This is a genomic window from Rhizobium rhododendri (assembly GCF_007000325.2).
GTDB classification, from domain to species: Bacteria; Pseudomonadota; Alphaproteobacteria; order Rhizobiales; family Rhizobiaceae; genus Rhizobium; species Rhizobium rhododendri.
Genome location: NZ_CP117267.1, coordinates 2,805,001 through 2,821,512 on the forward strand (window position 1 = coordinate 2,805,001; position 16,512 = coordinate 2,821,512).

Genomic DNA, 16,512 nt, shown 5'->3' on the forward strand with positions numbered 1-16,512 from the left:
TTGCCACCGACGACAAGTTGCCGGCTGCAGTCAACCACACCGGTGCCCTCTACGGATCCGCCGTCGAATCCGAAGTCAGCCTGAAGACCGTGCCCTTTCCGGTCAAGGGCACACCCTTCACCCTCGCCCCGGCAATGTCGCTGGACGAGGTCGAGGAAAACGTCCGCTCGAACGGCTCGATCCTCACAGACGCCAACACCCAGCTTTCGGCACTCTATTACGTCGACCCGCGCCGCTTTGCGACCGATGAAGCCGATGTCGACCTGACGGCGGGGCTTGCCGCCCGTATCGTCGAGGAGAACATGTCCGTCTCGGTGCCGGAACAGGTGACGCCGAACACGCCGGAATATGCCGACGACATCATCCCCGTGCGCCAGACGACCGCCATCGAGGCCGCCCTCACCGCTGCCGGCTATCCTCCCGCCGATGCGAGCACGGTCGCCGGCAGCATCGAGCCGCTCTACGGCGCACCGGTCGTCAATGCCGGGGACGTCTTGCGGATCGGCATCCTGCAGACCGGCGAGCGCGCCAAGATTATTCGCGCCAGCCTTTATCATGGCACCAAGCATGCGCTGACCGTTGCGCTCGACGACAGCGGCCATTTCGTCGCCGGCAGCGAACCGCCGCTGCTCGACGCAATCGCCACGGCTTTCGACAACGACACGGCGCCTGTGGCCGCCGGGCGCGACCTGCCGCGCGTCTATGACGGGATCTATCGGGCAGGCCTTGCCTATGGGATGACCCGCGAGATGCTGTCGCAGATCATCAAGCTGCTGGCCAGCAATGTCGATTTCCAGGCGCAGCTGAAACCGACTGACATGCTCGAAGCCTTCTTCTCCGTCGTCAACGGCAAGGGCCAGGCGACGTCGGATTCGGAACTGCTCTACGTCAACGCCCGGTTCGGCGACACGGTCACCCGTTTCTACCGTTTCGAGGACCCGGACGACCATTCGATCGACTATTTCAACGAGGACGGCAAAAGCATCCGCCAGTTCCTGCTGCGCAACCCGGTGCCGACAGGCGTCTTTACCTCGGGCTTCGGCATGCGCCGCCATCCGATCCTCGGCTTTGCCCGCATGCACACCGGCGTCGACTGGGCCGGCCCGCGCGGCACGCCGATCATCGCCGCCGGCAACGGTATCGTCGAGAAGGCCGGCTGGGATTCCGGCGGCTTCGGCAACCAGACGCTGATCCGCCACGCCAACGGCTATGTCTCTTCCTACAATCACCAGAGCGCCATCGCCAAGGGCGTCGTGCCCGGCGCAAAGGTGGTGCAGGGCCAGGTAATCGGCTTCATCGGCTCGACCGGCATGGCAACCGGCGCCCATCTGCACTACGAGCTGATCGTCAACGGCACCAAGGTCGATCCGCTGCGCATCCGCCTTCCCGGCGGCAAATCTCTGGACGGCACTGCACTCGCAAAATTCGAGGACGAGCGCAAGCGCATCGACACCCTGCTGTCGGACGAAAAGGCCAAGCAGGTGGCAAGCCGCGGCTAGGTTGCCGGAGCGTCAGGCCGGCTCCTCGGCCCGATAGGCTTGCGGAATGACGAAGACCTCGTCGGCACGACCATAACCGCCGTCTGGCACGGTCTCGATCAGCACCATGGTGTGCGGTCGGGCCGCTTCGCTGAGATAGGCGACCAGCAGGTCCGTGGTCCGATGGATCAGTTCTTCCTTCTGGGCTTTGGAGAGAGCGCCTTCGGGCAGCTTGAAATTGGCAAACGGCATAGGGATTCCCTTGGATTGGAGACGGATTGGCGGCTGGCCTGGCCCGGTTGAGCCGAGACATGGCCAGCACGCATTCGCAATGTTCAGATCGCGCCGCCATTGGCGCGGATGACCTGGCCGTTGACCCAGCCGCTATCGGGGCCGGACAGGAACGAGACGAGGCCGGCGATGTCGTCGGGCTGGCCGAGCCGCCCGAGAGGGATCGTGCCGGCGATGGCCTTGACCAGCGCGTCGCTTTTGCCCGTCATGAAGAGATCGGTCTCGACTGGCCCGGGCGCCACGGCATTGACGGTAATGCCCTTGGGTCCGAGCTCCTTGGCAAGAATGTGGGTCATTGCCTCGACCGCTGCCTTGGTGGCGGCGTAGATTGCGTAATTCGGCTGGTAGAGACCGACGACGCTCGACGAGAAGCTGACGATCCGGCCGCCTTCTCGCAGTCGCCGTGCCGCCTCGCGCATGCCGCGGAAAACGCCGCCGATATTGACCGACACCATCCGCTCGAACGCGGCGTCGTCGACGTCGGCAAGCGGAGACAGCGACATGATGCCGGCATTGTTGACGAGGATGTCGACCTTGCCGAATTCCTGTTCAGCGGCATCGAACAGGGTGCTCATGCAATCTGCTGCGCCAATATCGGCGCCGACCGCGATTGCCCGGCCGCCGGCAGCAGCGATCGTGGCGACGACCTCGTCCGCAGCCTGGCGACCGCTGGCATAATTGACGACGACGGCGATACCATCGCGGGCCAGCCGCCGGGCGATGGCGGCGCCGATACCCTTGGAAGCACCGGTAATGATGGCGGTGCGGGAATGTTGATCTGTCATGTTGATCTCCTTCTGATGAGGAGACCAATACGCCGATGCCAGAATAGAACAATCACCGCTAATTTGACATCTCTATTCGGCTGTGATGAACAAGCTGAATGGATCGCCTGGATCGCCTGCAATTGTTCGTCCGCATTGTCGAGCGCCGCAGCTTCACCGCTGCGGCAGCCGATAGCGGTCTTGCACGCTCGACGGCGACCGAGGCGATCAAGCAGCTGGAAGCCGATATCGGCGCGAGATTGCTGGAGCGCTCCACACGTCATGTGATGCCGACGCTGGACGGCGAGGCTTTTTACCACCGCTGCCTGTCTATCCTGGCGGATGTCGAGGCGGCGGAAAACGCCTTTCGTGACGATCGTCCGCGCGGCCTGTTGCGTATCGACGCCAATGCGCAGGTCACCCGCACCTTTCTTTTGCCGCACCTGCCGGAATTCCTGGAGCGCTACCCGCTGATCGACCTGCATCTGGGACAGGGAGACCGGCTGGTCGATCTGCTGCGCGACGGTGTCGATTGCGTCATTCGCGCCGGCGAACCTTCCGACAGCGGCATGATCATGCGCCGGCTTGCCCTCGTCGAGGAGGTCACCTGCGCCAGCCCGGCCTATCTCGAGGCGCACGGGGTGCCGACCTCGCCGGACGGGCTGGACGGCCACGTGATGATCGGCTTCCTTTCGTCCCGGTCCGGCGAAGTCCTGCCGCTCGAATTTACCGTCGCTGGCAAGAGGCGCGATATCCACCTGCCGACCCGGGTGACCACCAACAGTTCCGATACCATGCATGAACTTGCCCGCATGGGACTGGGCCTGGTACAGGCGCCGCGCTATCGCTTCCGACAGGATTTCGAAGAGGGCGTGCTGGTCGAGGTGCTGAAGGACTTCTCCCCGAGCCCGACGCCCTATTTCGCGCTCTACCCGCAAAACCGCCAGCTGGCGCCAAGGCTGCGCGTCTTTCTCGCCTGGGCGACAGCAATTTTTGCGGAAGCAAAACTGTCTCGCGAAACTGACTGACGCATCCCGCCCGCTCCTGTCGGACGAACGGCGGGCATTGCGTTGCTTTGAGGGACGGAGTTTGCAAGATTGGCGCCATAGTCACCCAGGGAAAACACATGAGCCGCTTCTGGAGCCCCATCGTCTCGACATTGACGCCCTATGTTGCCGGCGAACAATCGAAGATCCCCGGCCTGGTCAAACTGAACGCCAACGAAAGCGCCTATGGGCCTTCGCCTGAGGTGGCGGCGGCAATTGCCGCGCAGCTGGACGGTTCGTTGCGGCTCTATCCCGATCCGACATCCCGCCGCCTGCGCACCGCGATTGCCGATAGCTACGGTTTCGAGCCCGACCGGGTGTTTGTCGGCAATGGCTCCGACGAGGTGCTGGCGCATGTCTTCAAGGCGCTTTTGAAACACGATGCGCCGCTGCTCTTTCCGGACATCACCTACAGCTTCTACACCACCTACTGCCGGCTGTTCGACGTGCCCTATCGCGAAATTCCGCTCGATGAGGCCATGTCGGTGCGGATCGACGACTTCCGGCAAGCCTGCGGCGCGATCATCCTGCCCAACCCGAACGCACCCACCGGTACCGCCCTGCCGCTGGGCGAAATCGAGAGGCTGCTGCTCGAGCACCCCGATCAGGTGGTGGTAATCGACGAAGCCTATGTGGATTTCGGCGGCGACAGCGCGGTGCCGCTGGTCGAGCGCTATCCGAACCTGCTGGTCGTCCAGACCTTTTCGAAATCCCGCAGCCTTGCCGGCCTTCGCGTCGGCTTTGCGATCGGCCAGAGACCGCTGATCGATGCGCTGGAACGGGTGCGCGACAGCTTCAACTCTTACCCGCTCGACCGGCTGGCGGAGGCCGGCGCCATCGCAGCCTGGGAAGACCGGGCATGGTTCGACAAACACCGAGCCATGATCGTCGCCAGCCGCGAGCGTCTGGCAGCGGCGTTGCGCGCGCTTGACTTCGATGTGCTTCCATCCTCGGCCAACTTCCTGTTCGTCACGCATCCGACGCGCACGGCAAGCGATCTTCTCGCCGAACTCAGGCAAAGATCCCTGCTCGTCCGGCATTTTGCAAAGCCCCGCATCAAAAACTACCTGCGCATCACGATCGGCACCGATGCCGAATGCGAGCGTTTGGTGAAGGCGCTGAACGAGATCCTGTCAGAACCACCCGTTGATCGGTAGCGGCGGTCATCCATACCTTGGAAATGCGCCCCGTTGACGATCTCAGGATTTATGCCTAGCTTGGCCGTCATGAAAGCTGCGACGTTTTTTCAGGTGGTGAGTGCGCGCATGGGCAGGATGGCATAGCCATCCGGCGGAAGCACCCATGCGCGACGAACAGGCTCCCGACGGGGCCTTTTTTTATGCCTCAAATCTGGCTGAGCCCCGTCGATCCCTTTCATCCCACCGACAGGACCGAACGATGATAGCCGCATCTCCGGACAACACGCTCAGACACCCGTCTGCATCTGCTACTGCCAGCCAGACGCCCGCCCCACCTCCGCTGCTCTCGCTGATCTTGCTGACGGCGCTCTCGGTTGTGCCAGTCAACATGATCCTGCCGTCGCTGCCGCACATCGCCGCCGAGTTTCACGCCAGTTCCGCCGTCGTCAGCCTTTCCGTTGCCGGCTATGCTGTTGTCACGGCTTTAATCGAGATCGTTTCCGGTGCAATCTCGGATCGATACGGACGGAGGCCCGTCGCCCTGACGGCCATCGTTGTCTTCATCTCGGCATCGATCGGTTGCGCCGTCTCCACGGATATCGTCGCCTTCATGATTTTCAGGGCTCTGCAGGCATCGATAGCCGCCTGCTTTTCGATAGCCCTCGTCATCATCAAGGAGACCTCGGGCGGACATGCGACAGCCAGCCGGTTTGGTTACCTCGCGATGGGATGGGCCCTTGCTCCGATGCTCGCACCCGTCGTCGGGGGTTCGCTGGATGCGGCCTTCGGATGGCGGGCGATCTTCATCACGCTGGCAACGGCCGGTACCGCCGTCCTCATCCTCAGCCTTGTGACGCTGCCAGAAACCGCTGACCGAGCCCGCAGGTCGCACAGTAGCGCGGGCGCCTATCTCCGGCTCATCCGTTCGTCCGCATTCTGGTGCTATGCGCTCTGCATGGCGGCATCCATGGGGACGCTCTACCTCTTTCTCGCAGGCGCCCCTGTTGCCCTCGGTCCCTTGCTTGGCGGCTCGACCGCGAAACTGGGCCTCTCCATGGGTATTGTCCCGGCCGGCTTTATGCTCGGCAGCTTGCTTGCTGGTCGTTACGCTTCGAGAATGTCGCTCGGCACCGTCCTCGTCACGGCGCGGACGCTGACCTGTACCGGCCTGCTGCTCGGTCTCGGCCTTGCGCTCATGGACGCGGGCAACGCTTTTGCGCTTTTCGGGCCCTGCATGTTCATCGGCATCGGCAACGGGCTGACCATGCCCGCCGCCAACAGCGGCGTGCTTTCCGCCCATCCCGACCATGCCGGAACCGCGGCAGGATTGGCGGCCGCCCTCAGCATCGGCGGCGGTGCTCTGATTGTCTCGCTCGGCGGCCCGTTTATCGCAGGCGCCAGTGCCATCCCGCTGTTCTTTGCCGTCATGCTCGTCCCCGCAGGCCTGGCGCTGCTGGCCGCAATCTGCGCCGCATTTCTCGGAGCGAGGGTAGAGTGAATAAAATGGAGAACCGAAGGGAGAATGACAGAATGCAAATATTGCGCCTCAAAGACAATCCAGCCTTCGCAGATACGGTTGCCGATCGCAGCTGGAACGCCTGGTGGACGGAGACGGGGGTCACTCTGGCGCAATATCGCGCCCACCTGGACCCTATGATCGAGAACGACGGCATTCCCTTTTGCCTCGTCGCCGAAGAGGACGGCATCTATCTGGGCTCGGTGCTGATGATTGAAAACGACCTGGATGCACGCCCGGACTATACACCGTGGATCGCGGCTTTATGGGTCGAGCCGCATGCAAGAAAACGAGGGGTCGCCACGCGGCTGATCGTCGCCGCGCGGGCGCAAGCTGCGAAATGGGGGAAATATAACTGCTATCTCTGCGCAACGCCGGAGATGGACAGCTTTTACCTCGGGCAGGGCTTCGAGCAGATCGAGACGGATGTCTCCGGACTGAATATCTTCCGGATCGAGCTTTCAGACCGGCCGGCGAGATCGCCTCGCGGCCGCATCTCGCCTCGGTGATCCAGCCGGTCGGCCCTCTCAGGCCTTCCGGCTGTTCGTCGTCTGATCAGAACTCTTCCCAGCTTTCCTTGACGGCGGCATTGCCGGCGGAGAAAGCCTTGGCTACCTGGCCTGCAAGACGGCGGGCGGGCGATGGGACCGGCCGATGTGCCGGGGCAGCCGCCATGGCACGGGGCGCATGACCGGAGGTGCTGCCGAGCTGGAACTGTGAAATGAGCTCCCGCAATTTGCCGCTTTCGCTGGCAAGCGTCGCGCCCGCAGCACTCGTTTCCTCGACCATCGCGGCGTTCTGCTGGGTCACCTGGTCCATCTGGTTGACGGCGGTGTTCACCTCGCCCAGACCGACCGACTGTTCGCGCGCCGAAGTGGCAATCGAGTCCATGTGCTGGTTGACGGTGACGATATAGCCTTCGATCGTCCGCAGCGCGTTGCCGGTATCGCTGACAAGCTTGACGCCGCTCTGAACATCGGTGCTCGAGTTGCGGATCAGGTCCTTGATTTCCTTGGCAGCCTTGGCCGACCGCTGGGCGAGTTCGCGGACCTCCTGGGCGACGACGGCAAATCCCTTGCCTGCCTCGCCGGCACGGGCGGCTTCGACGCCGGCGTTCAAGGCAAGCAGGTTGGTCTGGAAGGCGATTTCATCGATAACGCCGATGATGTTGGAGATCTCGTTCGACGATTGCTCGATCTTCTGCATCGCCTCGACGGCATTCGCAACGACTTTGCCGGACTGGGCAGCGCTTTCATTTGCCAGCATGGCAATCTGGCGGGCTTCTTCGGCACGCTTCGAAGAATTACTGACATTGACGGTGATCTGGTCGAGGGCAGCGGCCGTTTCTTCCAGCGAAGCCGCCTGTTGCTCCGTGCGCTTGGACAGGTCGTCGGCGCTGACGCTGACTTCGCGACTGCCGGTATCGATCCCGCTCGTTGCCTGCGCCACAGCCCGCAAGGTTTCGGCAAGCTGCTGGACTGCGGCGTTGAAGTCTTCCCGGAGGCTTTCGAACTCGGGAGCGAACTTGCTGGCAAGCTGAAAGGTCAGGTCGCCGCTGGCAAGGTGCTTCAGGCCTTCGCCGAGCCCGGATGTCGCCTCGGCCATGGATTCAGCCTTGATGCGCTCGGCTTCACTGCTCTTGCGGCGTTCCTGTTCGGTCAGGCTGCGATTGGTATCGGCATCCTGTGCGAGCCGGATGCGCTCGATGGCATTCTCCTGGAAGACACCGACGGCAGCGGCCATCTGGCCGATTTCGTCCTTGCGGCCGATACCGGGAACGACCACGCCGGTTTCTCCGTTGGCAATACGCGTCATCGTCGCATTGATGCCGGAAACCGGGCGAACCAGACCGAGGTTCAGGAGATACATGCCGAGTACAGCGACGAACAGCATTGCGCCGCCGCCGACATAAATGGCCATCTGCGCCGTGGACGCAGCATTCTCCGAAAGCGACGCGCGCTTGACGAGGAGAGCCTGCTCGTCTGCCGCCATCTCCTTCACCTTTGCCCGGATACCATCCATGGTTTGCTTGCCAGCGCCCGAAATCTCGATCTGGCGGGCCTGCTCATAGGTCGCGGGATCTTTCACCAGCACGGTTTCCGGCTCGACCACCTTTTGCGTCCAGGTCTTCACCAATGTGTCGAGATCGTCGAGACGCCGTTGCTGGACAGGATTATCGGAGGTGAGAGCCCGGAGCTGCGCCAGATTGTCTGCATAGGCTGCGGCACCGGCCTTCTGGGGTTCCAGGAAGTTGGGGTTCGAGGAGATCACATAGCCGCGCATGCCGGTTTCCTGATCCACCATGGCAGCGACGACACCCTCGAGCCGGGCCAGAACCTTGTAGGTATGCTCGGTCCAGCCCGAGGCCTGCTGCTGAGTCGCAATCGAATTTCCGCTGATCGCACTGACGGCGACATTGATGGCCATCAGCACCACAAGGGTGACTGAGATTTTGTAGAGTATCTTGAGGTTGTTGAAGTACGTCAGCATCGGGTCGGTATCCTCTGGCGGTTCAGTGGCGTTTTCACGCGTTCGATTGTTGGTGAAAGTCGATCCATCCCCACGGAGATCGTCCGGCACGGCGTTTGAAACGATCTTCAGCCCCACCGCATTGCCGCCGAAGCACAGAAAATCCGCATCCTGATTCCCGCGCGCACGGCAGCAGGCGGCGCTTGCAGAAGCGCGCAAATAACAATCTGGATTTAGAAGAAGAAATCGGGTGCGGCGGAGACGATGTAGAGATGAAGGGGAGATTTATCCGATTACAAGGGATCATGCCGCAAATCAGCAGCATGGCTCCCGGCAAGAGGCGACATCATGTCATCTCGACTGGCGTGTCCGGTAATTGCAGAAACTAGGAGGCATTGGTTAATTTACGCTAAATTCTAAGTTTAAAACAATTAACGGGCTATTTTTGTATTTAGGACTTGGCGATGACGGGCAGGGTGCGAAGAGGAATAGGCCAGGTAGAGCGCTCAGCACCCCTTGCCTCCACCACCCAAAGACAAAAGCGCAAGCCTCGTGGTCAACTCGCTGCGCGCTTTTTCGCAGAACTTCAGCATGACCTTGAACTCAGACAACAGCGTGCTCAACGGCTTCAGCTGGCCGCCGACGGAAAAGCGAGCGCGACCGCGCGGCTTGCCGGGGAATTTCAATCCACTACTTCCCTGCTTCATACCACTGACGCGTGAGGATAGAGCCCCATGACAAGCTCTCGTAAGGATCTGTTTTTTGCCCTGGCGATGATCGTTGCCGGCACAGCAGCATTTTTCCTCTTTCTCTACCTCGCCGGTATCGATCCCGATGAACAATCAATCGGCGCGATGGAATGGGTCATAGGCGGTATCCTCATCGGACCAGGCTTTAGTTATCTGCTCAGGTGGAGTAGCAAGCGGGGTAAGATCAAGGACCGTTAGACCCAAATCCGCTCGATCACTGTGGAAAGCGGCTGAGGTGCTCGTGGACGATCTTCCATTGCGCGTAGTCTTTTCTCAAGATGGTAGTGCCGCGTCCGTCGCCTTCATATATTTTCCCATCAATCTCGGCCCTCCAACGGAAGCGGTATATGCAGCTCGCAGCGTTATCGGTGACCGCAATCCAGTCGACGTCCTCAAGCCAGTATGTCTCGTTTTGAAGCTTGCGCCACGTTTCTTCGAACGCAGCCCTTATTGCGTCAATTCCGCAGTGGATACCGTCGGTAAACCAGAAGACCGCGTCCGCCGATATGAGCGGGGCGACTTCATCGAAGCGCCGCAGGTTAACTTTCGTTTCATAGAGTTTCATGAGTTCCTGAGGCTGCATTCGACGCTCTTTTCGTATCGGCTGGCATTCCGAAGTTTGTGGCCGCATGGGGTATTTTGCCATGGCACATTCATCCGGAACAAGCCGGTCGGAAATTTTGCATCTGCCCGAAAAGGATGGACTTCAGCCACCGGATTTCTTCGCGTGGAAGCAAGGGGAACGGGCCGATCCTTTGAAGCTTTAGCTGAACGGCTATCTGAACAGGGCGCCTATCCACCTCAAAATAAGGGCCGGCGTTGCCGCCAGCCCCATCTCCTTTTGCACCGCAAACCCTTACGCCGCCTGTGGCACGGTCTCGCGTGGGCGGAACAGGAGGCGGTCGCTTCCGCTGGTGACCTTGACCAGCGAGTTGTCCGGCACCTGCCCCGACAGGATCTGCTCGGCAAGCGGATCCTGGACGTATTTCTGAATCGCCCGTTTCAGCGGCCGCGCCCCGTAAACCGGATCGTAGCCCTTGTCGGCCAGCCAGCTGCGTGCATCGTCGTCGAGTTCCAGCGTGATCTTGCGCTCGGAAAGCAGCGTGATCAGCCGCTTCAGCTGGATGTCGACGATTGCTCCCATCTCACTCCGCTTCAGGCGGTGGAACAGGATGATCTCGTCGATCCGGTTGAGGAATTCCGGCCGGAAATGGCTGCGGACCTCGCCCATGACCGGTTCGCGCACCGCCTCGCTGTCATCGTTCTCGCCCAGCTTGGTCAAATAGTCGGAGCCAAGGTTCGACGTCATGATGATCATCGTGTTGCGGAAATCGACCGTCCGGCCCTGCCCGTCCGTCAGGCGTCCGTCGTCCAGCACCTGCAGCAGCACGTTGAAGACGTCGGGATGGGCCTTCTCGATCTCGTCGAACAGCACGACCTGATAAGGACGGCGACGGACGGCTTCGGTCAGCGACCCGCCTTCATCGTAGCCGACATAGCCGGGAGGGGCACCGATCAGCCGGGATACGGAGTGTTTCTCCATATATTCCGACATATCCATGCGCACCATGGCGCTGTCGTCGTCGAACAGGAAGCGGGCCAGTGCCTTTGTCAGCTCCGTCTTGCCGACGCCGGTCGGCCCGAGGAAGATGAACGAGCCAAGCGGCCGGTTCGGATCCTGCAGACCGGCGCGGGCGCGGCGCACGGCACGCGAAACGGCTTGCACTGCATCGCCCTGCCCGACCACCGATTTCGCCAGCTCGTCTTCCATGCGGAGCAGCTTGTCCTTGTCACCTTCGAGCATCTTTTCGGTCGGGATGCCGGTCCAGCGCGAGACGATATGGGCGATGTTGTCGGCGGTCACCACCTCCTGAACCATCGCATTCTGCGTGTGATCCTGGGCTTCGGCCTCCGTCAGGTCCTTTTCAAGACCGGGGATGACGCCATAGGCAAGCTCGCCGGCGCGCTGGAATTCACCTTTGCGCTGGGCAATCGCCAGTTCGTTGCGGGCTTCATCGAGCTGCTTCTTGAGGTCCGCGGCAAGGCCGAGCTTGGACTTTTCCGCCTGCCAGCGAGCCGTCAGCGCATCGGCCTGCTCCTCGAGGTTGGTGAGCTCCGTTTCGAGCCGCACCAGCCGGTCGGCCGAGGCCACGTCGGTTTCCTTTTTCAGCGCCTCGCGCTCGATCTTCAGCTGGATGACGCGACGATCGAGTTCGTCCAGTTCCTCCGGCTTGGAATCCACCTGCATGCGCAGCCGCGCTGCCGCCTCGTCCATCAGATCGATGGCCTTGTCGGGCAGGAAGCGGTCCGTGATGTAGCGGTTCGACAGGGTCGCTGCCGCCACCAGAGCGGCGTCGGCTATGCGCACCTTGTGATGCTGCTCGTATTTCTCCTTGAGCCCGCGCAGGATCGAGATGGTGTCCTCGACCGTAGGCTCGCTGACCATGACCGGCTGGAAACGACGGGCCAGCGCCGGGTCCTTCTCGACATGCTTGCGATATTCGTCGAGCGTCGTAGCACCGACGCAATGCAGCTCGCCGCGTGCCAGCGCCGGCTTCAGGAGGTTGGAAGCGTCCATGGCCCCATCGCCCTTGCCGGCACCGACCAGCGTGTGCATCTCGTCGATGAACAGGATGATCTCGCCGTTTTCCGACTGCACCTCGTTGAGCACAGCCTTCAGCCGCTCCTCGAATTCACCTCGGAATTTCGCACCGGCAATCAGCGCGCCCATGTCGAGCGCCATCAGCTTCTTTTCCTTCAGCGATTCCGGCACGTCGCCGTTGACGATGCGTAGCGCAAGGCCTTCGACGATCGCCGTCTTGCCGACGCCGGGCTCGCCGATCAGCACCGGATTGTTCTTGGTGCGACGCGACAGCACCTGGATCGTGCGACGGATTTCGTCGTCACGGCCGATGACAGGATCGAGACGGCCTTCGCGCGCCTCGGCAGTCAGATCGCGCGCATATTTCTTCAGCGCCTCGTAGCCGTTCTCGGCATTCGAAGAATCAGCGGTACGGCCCTTGCGGATCTCGTCGATAGCCTTGTTGAGACCGATAGGCGTCACACCGGCATTCTTCAGCGTCGTCGATGTCGAGGCGCTCGATTCCATCGCCAGCGCCTGCAGCAGACGCTCGACGGTGACGAAACTGTCGCCTGCCTTCTTGGCAAGATCCTCGGCAGTCGTGAACACCTTGGCCAGCGGCTGCGCCAGGTAGACCTGGCCATTGCCACCCGAAACCTTCGGAATTTTCGCCAGGGCCGCATCGTTGGCAAGCTTGGCCGCCTTGGGATCGCCGCCCGCACGCTGGATCAGCGAGGCAGCCATGCCCTGGTCGTCGTCGAGAAGAACCTTGAGCACATGCTCGGCGGTGAACTGCTGGTGATCCTGACCGAGTGCGTTGGTCTGGGCAGACTGCAGAAAGCCGCGCAGCCGTTCAGAGTATTTTTCGATATCCATCTTAGAACCTCCATGGATCGCCCTGCCCGCTTTTCGGCACAGAACGAGAGTGAGAGAAGACCCCCTGAAAAGGCAGATCCCGGTGCCGCATCCGTCAGGGACAGTGCCGCAGCCGAAGAACATATGGGTGGGAAATTACGCTGTTTAAAGGGTGCTGAAAACGAAAATACCCCGGATGAACCGGGGTATCTTGATGTGTATCAATTCAATGTGCGAAGTGGCGAAAATGCCTATTCGGAGCCGACATCCGCAAGGTTCGGGGCGTCGTTGCCACCTTCGCCGGGAGCATCGCTATCGGTGAGGCGCGGGCGGCGCGGACGGCCAGCAGCGCGACGACGCGGCTGGCGCGGCTCCTCGGTGCCCTGGGCTTCCTCGATGGCAACTTCCGCTGGCGTGCCGACGATTTCGGGCTGAGGGCCGGTACCGTCGTTGACGGGAGCGGGAGCTGCGGCCGGCGTACGTGGCGTGTAGACGCGCGGTGTGCGTGGCTGGCGCGGCGCCCGCTGGGCTTCGGCCTGCGGCTGGGGCTGATCGCCCTCGCCAGGCGTTGCATCCTGCTGGACCGGAGCCGGCTGCGGCGCCGGGCTCGGCTGCTGGCTGGCGACGGGACCGTGGGCCGGTTGCTGCGGCATCGACTGCTGCGGCGCATTGCGGCTCTGCATCGAAGGCGCGATCATTGGCTGATCGTCCATCTCGTTGCCGTCCATGTCGTCCATGTCGCGCTCGTTGCCGTCGCGATCATTGAAATCCTGCCTATCTTCGCGCTGGAAGCGTTCCTGCATCTGCGCCTGTGCGGCTGCGATGATGCGGTAATAGTGCTCAGCGTGCTGAAGATAGTTTTCCGCCATGACGCGGTCGCCGGAAGAGTGGGAATCGCGAGCCAGTGTCGAGTATTTCTCAGCGATGTGCTGGGCGGTACCGCGGATCTTCACATCGGGACCAGAACTATCGTAAGTCCGGGTCAGGGGGTTCGATCCCTTCCGATTGAAGTTGTTGTTCTGGCTGTTATTGCTGCTGCTGCCGCTGCTGGGGTTTCCGCCGCCGCTGCCGCCGCCGTTGTTGCCACGCCCTCGACCGCGCTTGTTCTGCTGTCCTGGCCTCATAGATCCTTCACCTGAATTCTCTTGTTGTGATAATTGCGCGCGGCACCCTGCCGCCATGGCCGGACAAACCGAGCCAGGGCCTGCGTGCCGCAAGCAGATCGGGTCTAACCCCCGTCTGCCGCTCGACTACGTCAGATTAACTGAATCACGCATCGGGTACGTTCAACCTTCAACACTCATTCAAGAGAGCGGACCCCTGAGGCTGACCGGAACCCGAACGAATCTCCCATTCGTTTCCGGCTGCCCAACGCGTGAGCGCAACCTATATTGCTTCCCGGCTAAATCCAAGTCCTTTTCTTTAACAGCATAATAAAGTAGGAAAGACTTGTATTTTCAGCGCGTTATATACCTTTTGCGAAGATCAGGGCACGGTCGTTGTGACCATAATCGCGCGCTGCCTCTATCAATCTGAACCCCGAGCCCTCGAACAAGGCGGTGACTGTCGGGCGCTGGTCATAACCGATTTCGAGACCGAGCACGCCGTCGTCGTGAAGAAATTGCGCAGCGTCCGCAGCGATTGCCCGGTAGGCATCAAGACCGTCCCGGCCGCCATCGAGCGCCGCCGTCGGATCGAAATCCCTGACCTCCGGAGCCAGTGTCGGCATAACGTCCGATACGATATAAGGGGGATTTGAGACGATTGCGTGAAACCGTCCCGAAATCGGCGTGAACCAGCTGCCCTCTGCGGTGCGGAACCGGTCGGCAAGGCCATTGCGTTCGGCATTTCCCCTGGCCGTCGCCAGCGCGTCGGCGGAGATGTCGCTGCCCAAACCCGCTGCCTCGCGACATTCATGCAGCAGAGCGAGGCAGATGGCGCCGGTGCCGGTGCCCATGTCGAGAATATCGATGCTCCCGTGCAAGCCGACCAGCCTGCGCAGATGCGGCAGGACGCTGTCCACCAGGATCTCGGTGTCCGCCCGGGGCTCCAGCGTCGCCGGCGACAGGCGCAGCGGCAGGCCGTAGAATTCCCGCTCGCCAAGAATGCGATGCACCGGCTCATGGCGCAAACGACGCGCGATGGCGTCCTCCAGACGCACGACCCCTTCGGCATCCACCGTTTGGTCGGAGCGGGTGACGATCTCGGTGAACGTCAGCCCGAACAGCCCGGATACCAGCACCTTGGCGTCGGCGGCAGGATCGTCGAGGCCCGCCTCCGCAAACCGGCTCCGCGCCGATGCCTGCAATGCGCCGATCGTCGGGCCGGTGTCGCTCACATGCGATCCCCGAGCTGGGCAAGCTGGCTTGCCTGGTGATCGGCACGCAGCGCATCGACGACATCGTCGATCTCGCCTTCCATCATCCGGTCCAGCTTGTAGAGCGTCAGGTTGATGCGGTGGTCGGTGATGCGCCCTTGCGGAAAATTATAGGTGCGGATGCGCTCCGAGCGGTCGCCGGAGCCGACCTGGCTCTTGCGGTCGGCCGAGCGCTCGTTGTCGACCCGCTGGCGCTCCATGTCGTAGAGCCTGGAGCGCAGCACCTGCATCGCCTTGGCGCGGTTCTGATGCTGCGATTTTTCTGAACTGGTGACGACGATGCCAGACGGCATATGGGTGATGCGAACAGCCGAGTCCGTCGTGTTGACGTGCTGGCCGCCGGCGCCCGACGAGCGCATCGTGTCGATGCGGATATCCTGCTCGCGCACTTCGATATCCACCTCTTCGGCCTCGGGCAGCACCGCCACCGTGGCCGCGGAAGTGTGGATGCGGCCGCCGGCCTCGGTGGCCGGTACGCGCTGCACCCGGTGCACCCCGGATTCGAACTTGAGCTTGGAGAAAACGCCCTTGCCGGTGATCGTCGCAATCACTTCCTTGTAGCCGCCCGCTTCGCCGTCGCTCGAGGAGAGAATTTCGACCTTCCAGCCGTTCACCGAGGCGAAACGCTCGTACATGCGGAAAAGGTCGCCGGCAAACAGCGCCGCTTCGGAACCACCGGTCCCGGCACGGATTTCGAGGATGGCGCTCTTCTCGTCGGCGGCATCCTTCGGCAGCAATAGGATCTGTATCTCGGTCTCCAGCGTCTCGATACGCTCGCGCACGCCGGGCAGCTCCATATCGGCCAGGTCGCGCATCTCGCGGTCGACCGTCTTGTCGCCCAGCATCGCTTCGAGATCGGCCCGCTCCGCCGTCGCTTTTTCGTAGTCGCGGATCTTCATGACGACGGGCTGCAGCTCGGAATACTCGGACGCCAGCTTGACGTAGACATCCGCCGCCGGGCCTTCGGACATGCGCGCCTCGATCTCGCCGAACCGGCGCTCCAGCTCACGCATTTTTTCAACAGGTAGTGTAGCCACAGTCGAACTCCGAATTTTTCCAAGGCGCCCTGATGTCAGGCGCCGTCATCCATGGCGATTATCTGGCGGCCAGCCGTTGAACTGCACGCCTCGCCCCCGATCCTTCCTCATTCCTGTGCTTGTCACAGGAATCCAGTGCGCCCAGTCCTAGGCGCGCAAGACCTCCCGATTGCCGAGACAAGTCTTTTCACGACGCAGACGCGCCGTGGC

General features: G+C 61.9%; 15 protein-coding genes (1 of these 15 only partly in view). 6 read left to right on the forward strand and 9 right to left on the reverse strand.

The features are described from left to right. On the forward strand, positions 1-1,499 hold the 3' portion of the coding sequence (locus PR018_RS13610; RefSeq protein ID WP_142828807.1) for a M23 family metallopeptidase. It extends 451 nt beyond the left edge of the window; only the last 1,499 of its 1,950 coding nucleotides appear in the window; its start codon lies beyond the left edge, outside the window; it ends in the stop codon at positions 1,497-1,499. 12 nt (positions 1,500-1,511) lie between these two features. Here PR018_RS13610 and PR018_RS13615 read toward each other — a convergent pair whose 3' ends face one another. Continuing rightward, complete coding sequence (locus tag PR018_RS13615) at positions 1,512-1,730, reverse strand: tautomerase family protein (RefSeq protein ID WP_142824841.1); 219 nt, start codon at positions 1,728-1,730, stop codon at positions 1,512-1,514. A gap of 83 nt (positions 1,731-1,813) precedes the next feature. Continuing rightward, positions 1,814-2,554, reverse strand: coding sequence for an SDR family oxidoreductase (locus PR018_RS13620; protein ID WP_142824840.1), 741 nt, complete (start codon positions 2,552-2,554; stop codon positions 1,814-1,816). 98 nt (positions 2,555-2,652) lie between these two features. On the opposite strand from PR018_RS13620, the gene PR018_RS13625 reads away from it, so the two are divergent. The 4 genes from PR018_RS13625 (at position 2,653) to PR018_RS13640 (ending at position 6,743) form a co-directional block, all read left to right on the forward strand. Beyond that, on the forward strand, positions 2,653-3,561 hold the full coding sequence (locus PR018_RS13625; protein WP_142824839.1) for a LysR family transcriptional regulator: 909 nt from the start codon (positions 2,653-2,655) through the stop codon (positions 3,559-3,561). Positions 3,562-3,659: 98 nt separating this feature from the next. After that, entirely contained in the window at positions 3,660-4,736 is a 1,077-nt protein-coding gene (hisC, locus tag PR018_RS13630; RefSeq protein WP_142824838.1) for a histidinol-phosphate transaminase, read from the forward strand. A gap of 241 nt (positions 4,737-4,977) precedes the next feature. Beyond that, positions 4,978-6,216 (forward strand): MFS transporter, encoded by a 1,239-nt coding sequence (locus tag PR018_RS13635; RefSeq protein WP_224127907.1) that lies wholly within the window; start codon positions 4,978-4,980, stop codon positions 6,214-6,216. A gap of 32 nt (positions 6,217-6,248) precedes the next feature. Then, complete coding sequence (locus tag PR018_RS13640) at positions 6,249-6,743, forward strand: GNAT family N-acetyltransferase (RefSeq protein WP_224127905.1); 495 nt, start codon at positions 6,249-6,251, stop codon at positions 6,741-6,743. A gap of 46 nt (positions 6,744-6,789) precedes the next feature. On the opposite strand, the gene PR018_RS13645 is transcribed toward PR018_RS13640, so the two are convergent. After that, on the reverse strand, positions 6,790-8,724 hold the full coding sequence (locus PR018_RS13645) for a methyl-accepting chemotaxis protein (protein ID WP_142824867.1): 1,935 nt from the start codon (positions 8,722-8,724) through the stop codon (positions 6,790-6,792). A gap of 485 nt (positions 8,725-9,209) precedes the next feature. Beyond that, a complete protein-coding gene (locus PR018_RS13650) occupies positions 9,210-9,389 on the reverse strand; it encodes a hypothetical protein (protein WP_142824836.1) in 180 nt (59 codons plus the stop codon). Positions 9,390-9,437: 48 nt separating this feature from the next. On the opposite strand from PR018_RS13650, the gene PR018_RS13655 reads away from it, so the two are divergent. Continuing rightward, complete coding sequence (locus PR018_RS13655) at positions 9,438-9,650, forward strand: hypothetical protein (RefSeq protein WP_142824835.1); 213 nt, start codon at positions 9,438-9,440, stop codon at positions 9,648-9,650. Positions 9,651-9,666: 16 nt separating this feature from the next. Here PR018_RS13655 and PR018_RS13660 read toward each other — a convergent pair whose 3' ends face one another. The 5 genes from PR018_RS13660 to prfA form a co-directional block, all read right to left on the reverse strand. Beyond that, the gene (locus tag PR018_RS13660; RefSeq protein ID WP_224127901.1) at positions 9,667-10,098 is read right to left on the reverse strand and encodes a YybH family protein; all 432 of its coding nucleotides are present in this window, start codon (positions 10,096-10,098) and stop codon (positions 9,667-9,669) included. Between the two features lie 210 nt (positions 10,099-10,308). Further along, a complete protein-coding gene (gene clpB, locus PR018_RS13665) occupies positions 10,309-12,909 on the reverse strand; it encodes an ATP-dependent chaperone ClpB (RefSeq protein WP_142824833.1) in 2,601 nt (866 codons plus the stop codon). Positions 12,910-13,139: 230 nt separating this feature from the next. Continuing rightward, positions 13,140-14,012, reverse strand: a complete 873-nt coding sequence (locus PR018_RS13670) for a DUF4167 domain-containing protein (RefSeq protein WP_142824832.1) — start codon at positions 14,010-14,012, stop codon at positions 13,140-13,142. Positions 14,013-14,353: 341 nt separating this feature from the next. Then, on the reverse strand, positions 14,354-15,226 hold the full coding sequence (gene prmC, locus PR018_RS13675; protein ID WP_142824831.1) for a peptide chain release factor N(5)-glutamine methyltransferase: 873 nt from the start codon (positions 15,224-15,226) through the stop codon (positions 14,354-14,356). Beyond that, positions 15,223-16,302 carry a peptide chain release factor 1 gene (gene prfA, locus PR018_RS13680; protein WP_142824830.1) on the reverse strand — a complete coding sequence of 360 codons (1,080 nt, stop codon included), beginning with the start codon at positions 16,300-16,302 and terminating at the stop codon, positions 15,223-15,225. Before prfA ends, prmC begins: the two co-directional genes overlap by 4 nt. Between the last annotated feature and the right edge of the window lie 210 nt (positions 16,303-16,512).

Bases quoted from the DNA above. Each gene is read 5' to 3' on its own strand.
- PR018_RS13615 (WP_142824841.1), bottom strand. From the start codon at position 1,730: ATGCCGTTTGCCAATTTCAAGCTGCCCGAAGGCGCTCTCTCCAAAGCC.
- PR018_RS13620 (WP_142824840.1), bottom strand. From the start codon at position 2,554: ATGACAGATCAACATTCCCGCACCGCCATCATTACCGGTGCTTCCAAG.
- PR018_RS13625 (WP_142824839.1), top strand. From the start codon at position 2,653: ATGGATCGCCTGGATCGCCTGCAATTGTTCGTCCGCATTGTCGAGCGC.
- hisC (WP_142824838.1), top strand. From the start codon at position 3,660: ATGAGCCGCTTCTGGAGCCCCATCGTCTCGACATTGACGCCCTATGTT.
- PR018_RS13635 (WP_224127907.1), top strand. From the start codon at position 4,978: ATGATAGCCGCATCTCCGGACAACACGCTCAGACACCCGTCTGCATCT.
- PR018_RS13640 (WP_224127905.1), top strand. From the start codon at position 6,249: ATGCAAATATTGCGCCTCAAAGACAATCCAGCCTTCGCAGATACGGTT.
- PR018_RS13645 (WP_142824867.1), bottom strand. From the start codon at position 8,724: ATGCTGACGTACTTCAACAACCTCAAGATACTCTACAAAATCTCAGTC.
- PR018_RS13655 (WP_142824835.1), top strand. From the start codon at position 9,438: ATGACAAGCTCTCGTAAGGATCTGTTTTTTGCCCTGGCGATGATCGTT.
- PR018_RS13660 (WP_224127901.1), bottom strand. From the start codon at position 10,098: ATGGCAAAATACCCCATGCGGCCACAAACTTCGGAATGCCAGCCGATA.
- clpB (WP_142824833.1), bottom strand. From the start codon at position 12,909: ATGGATATCGAAAAATACTCTGAACGGCTGCGCGGCTTTCTGCAGTCT.
- PR018_RS13670 (WP_142824832.1), bottom strand. From the start codon at position 14,012: ATGAGGCCAGGACAGCAGAACAAGCGCGGTCGAGGGCGTGGCAACAAC.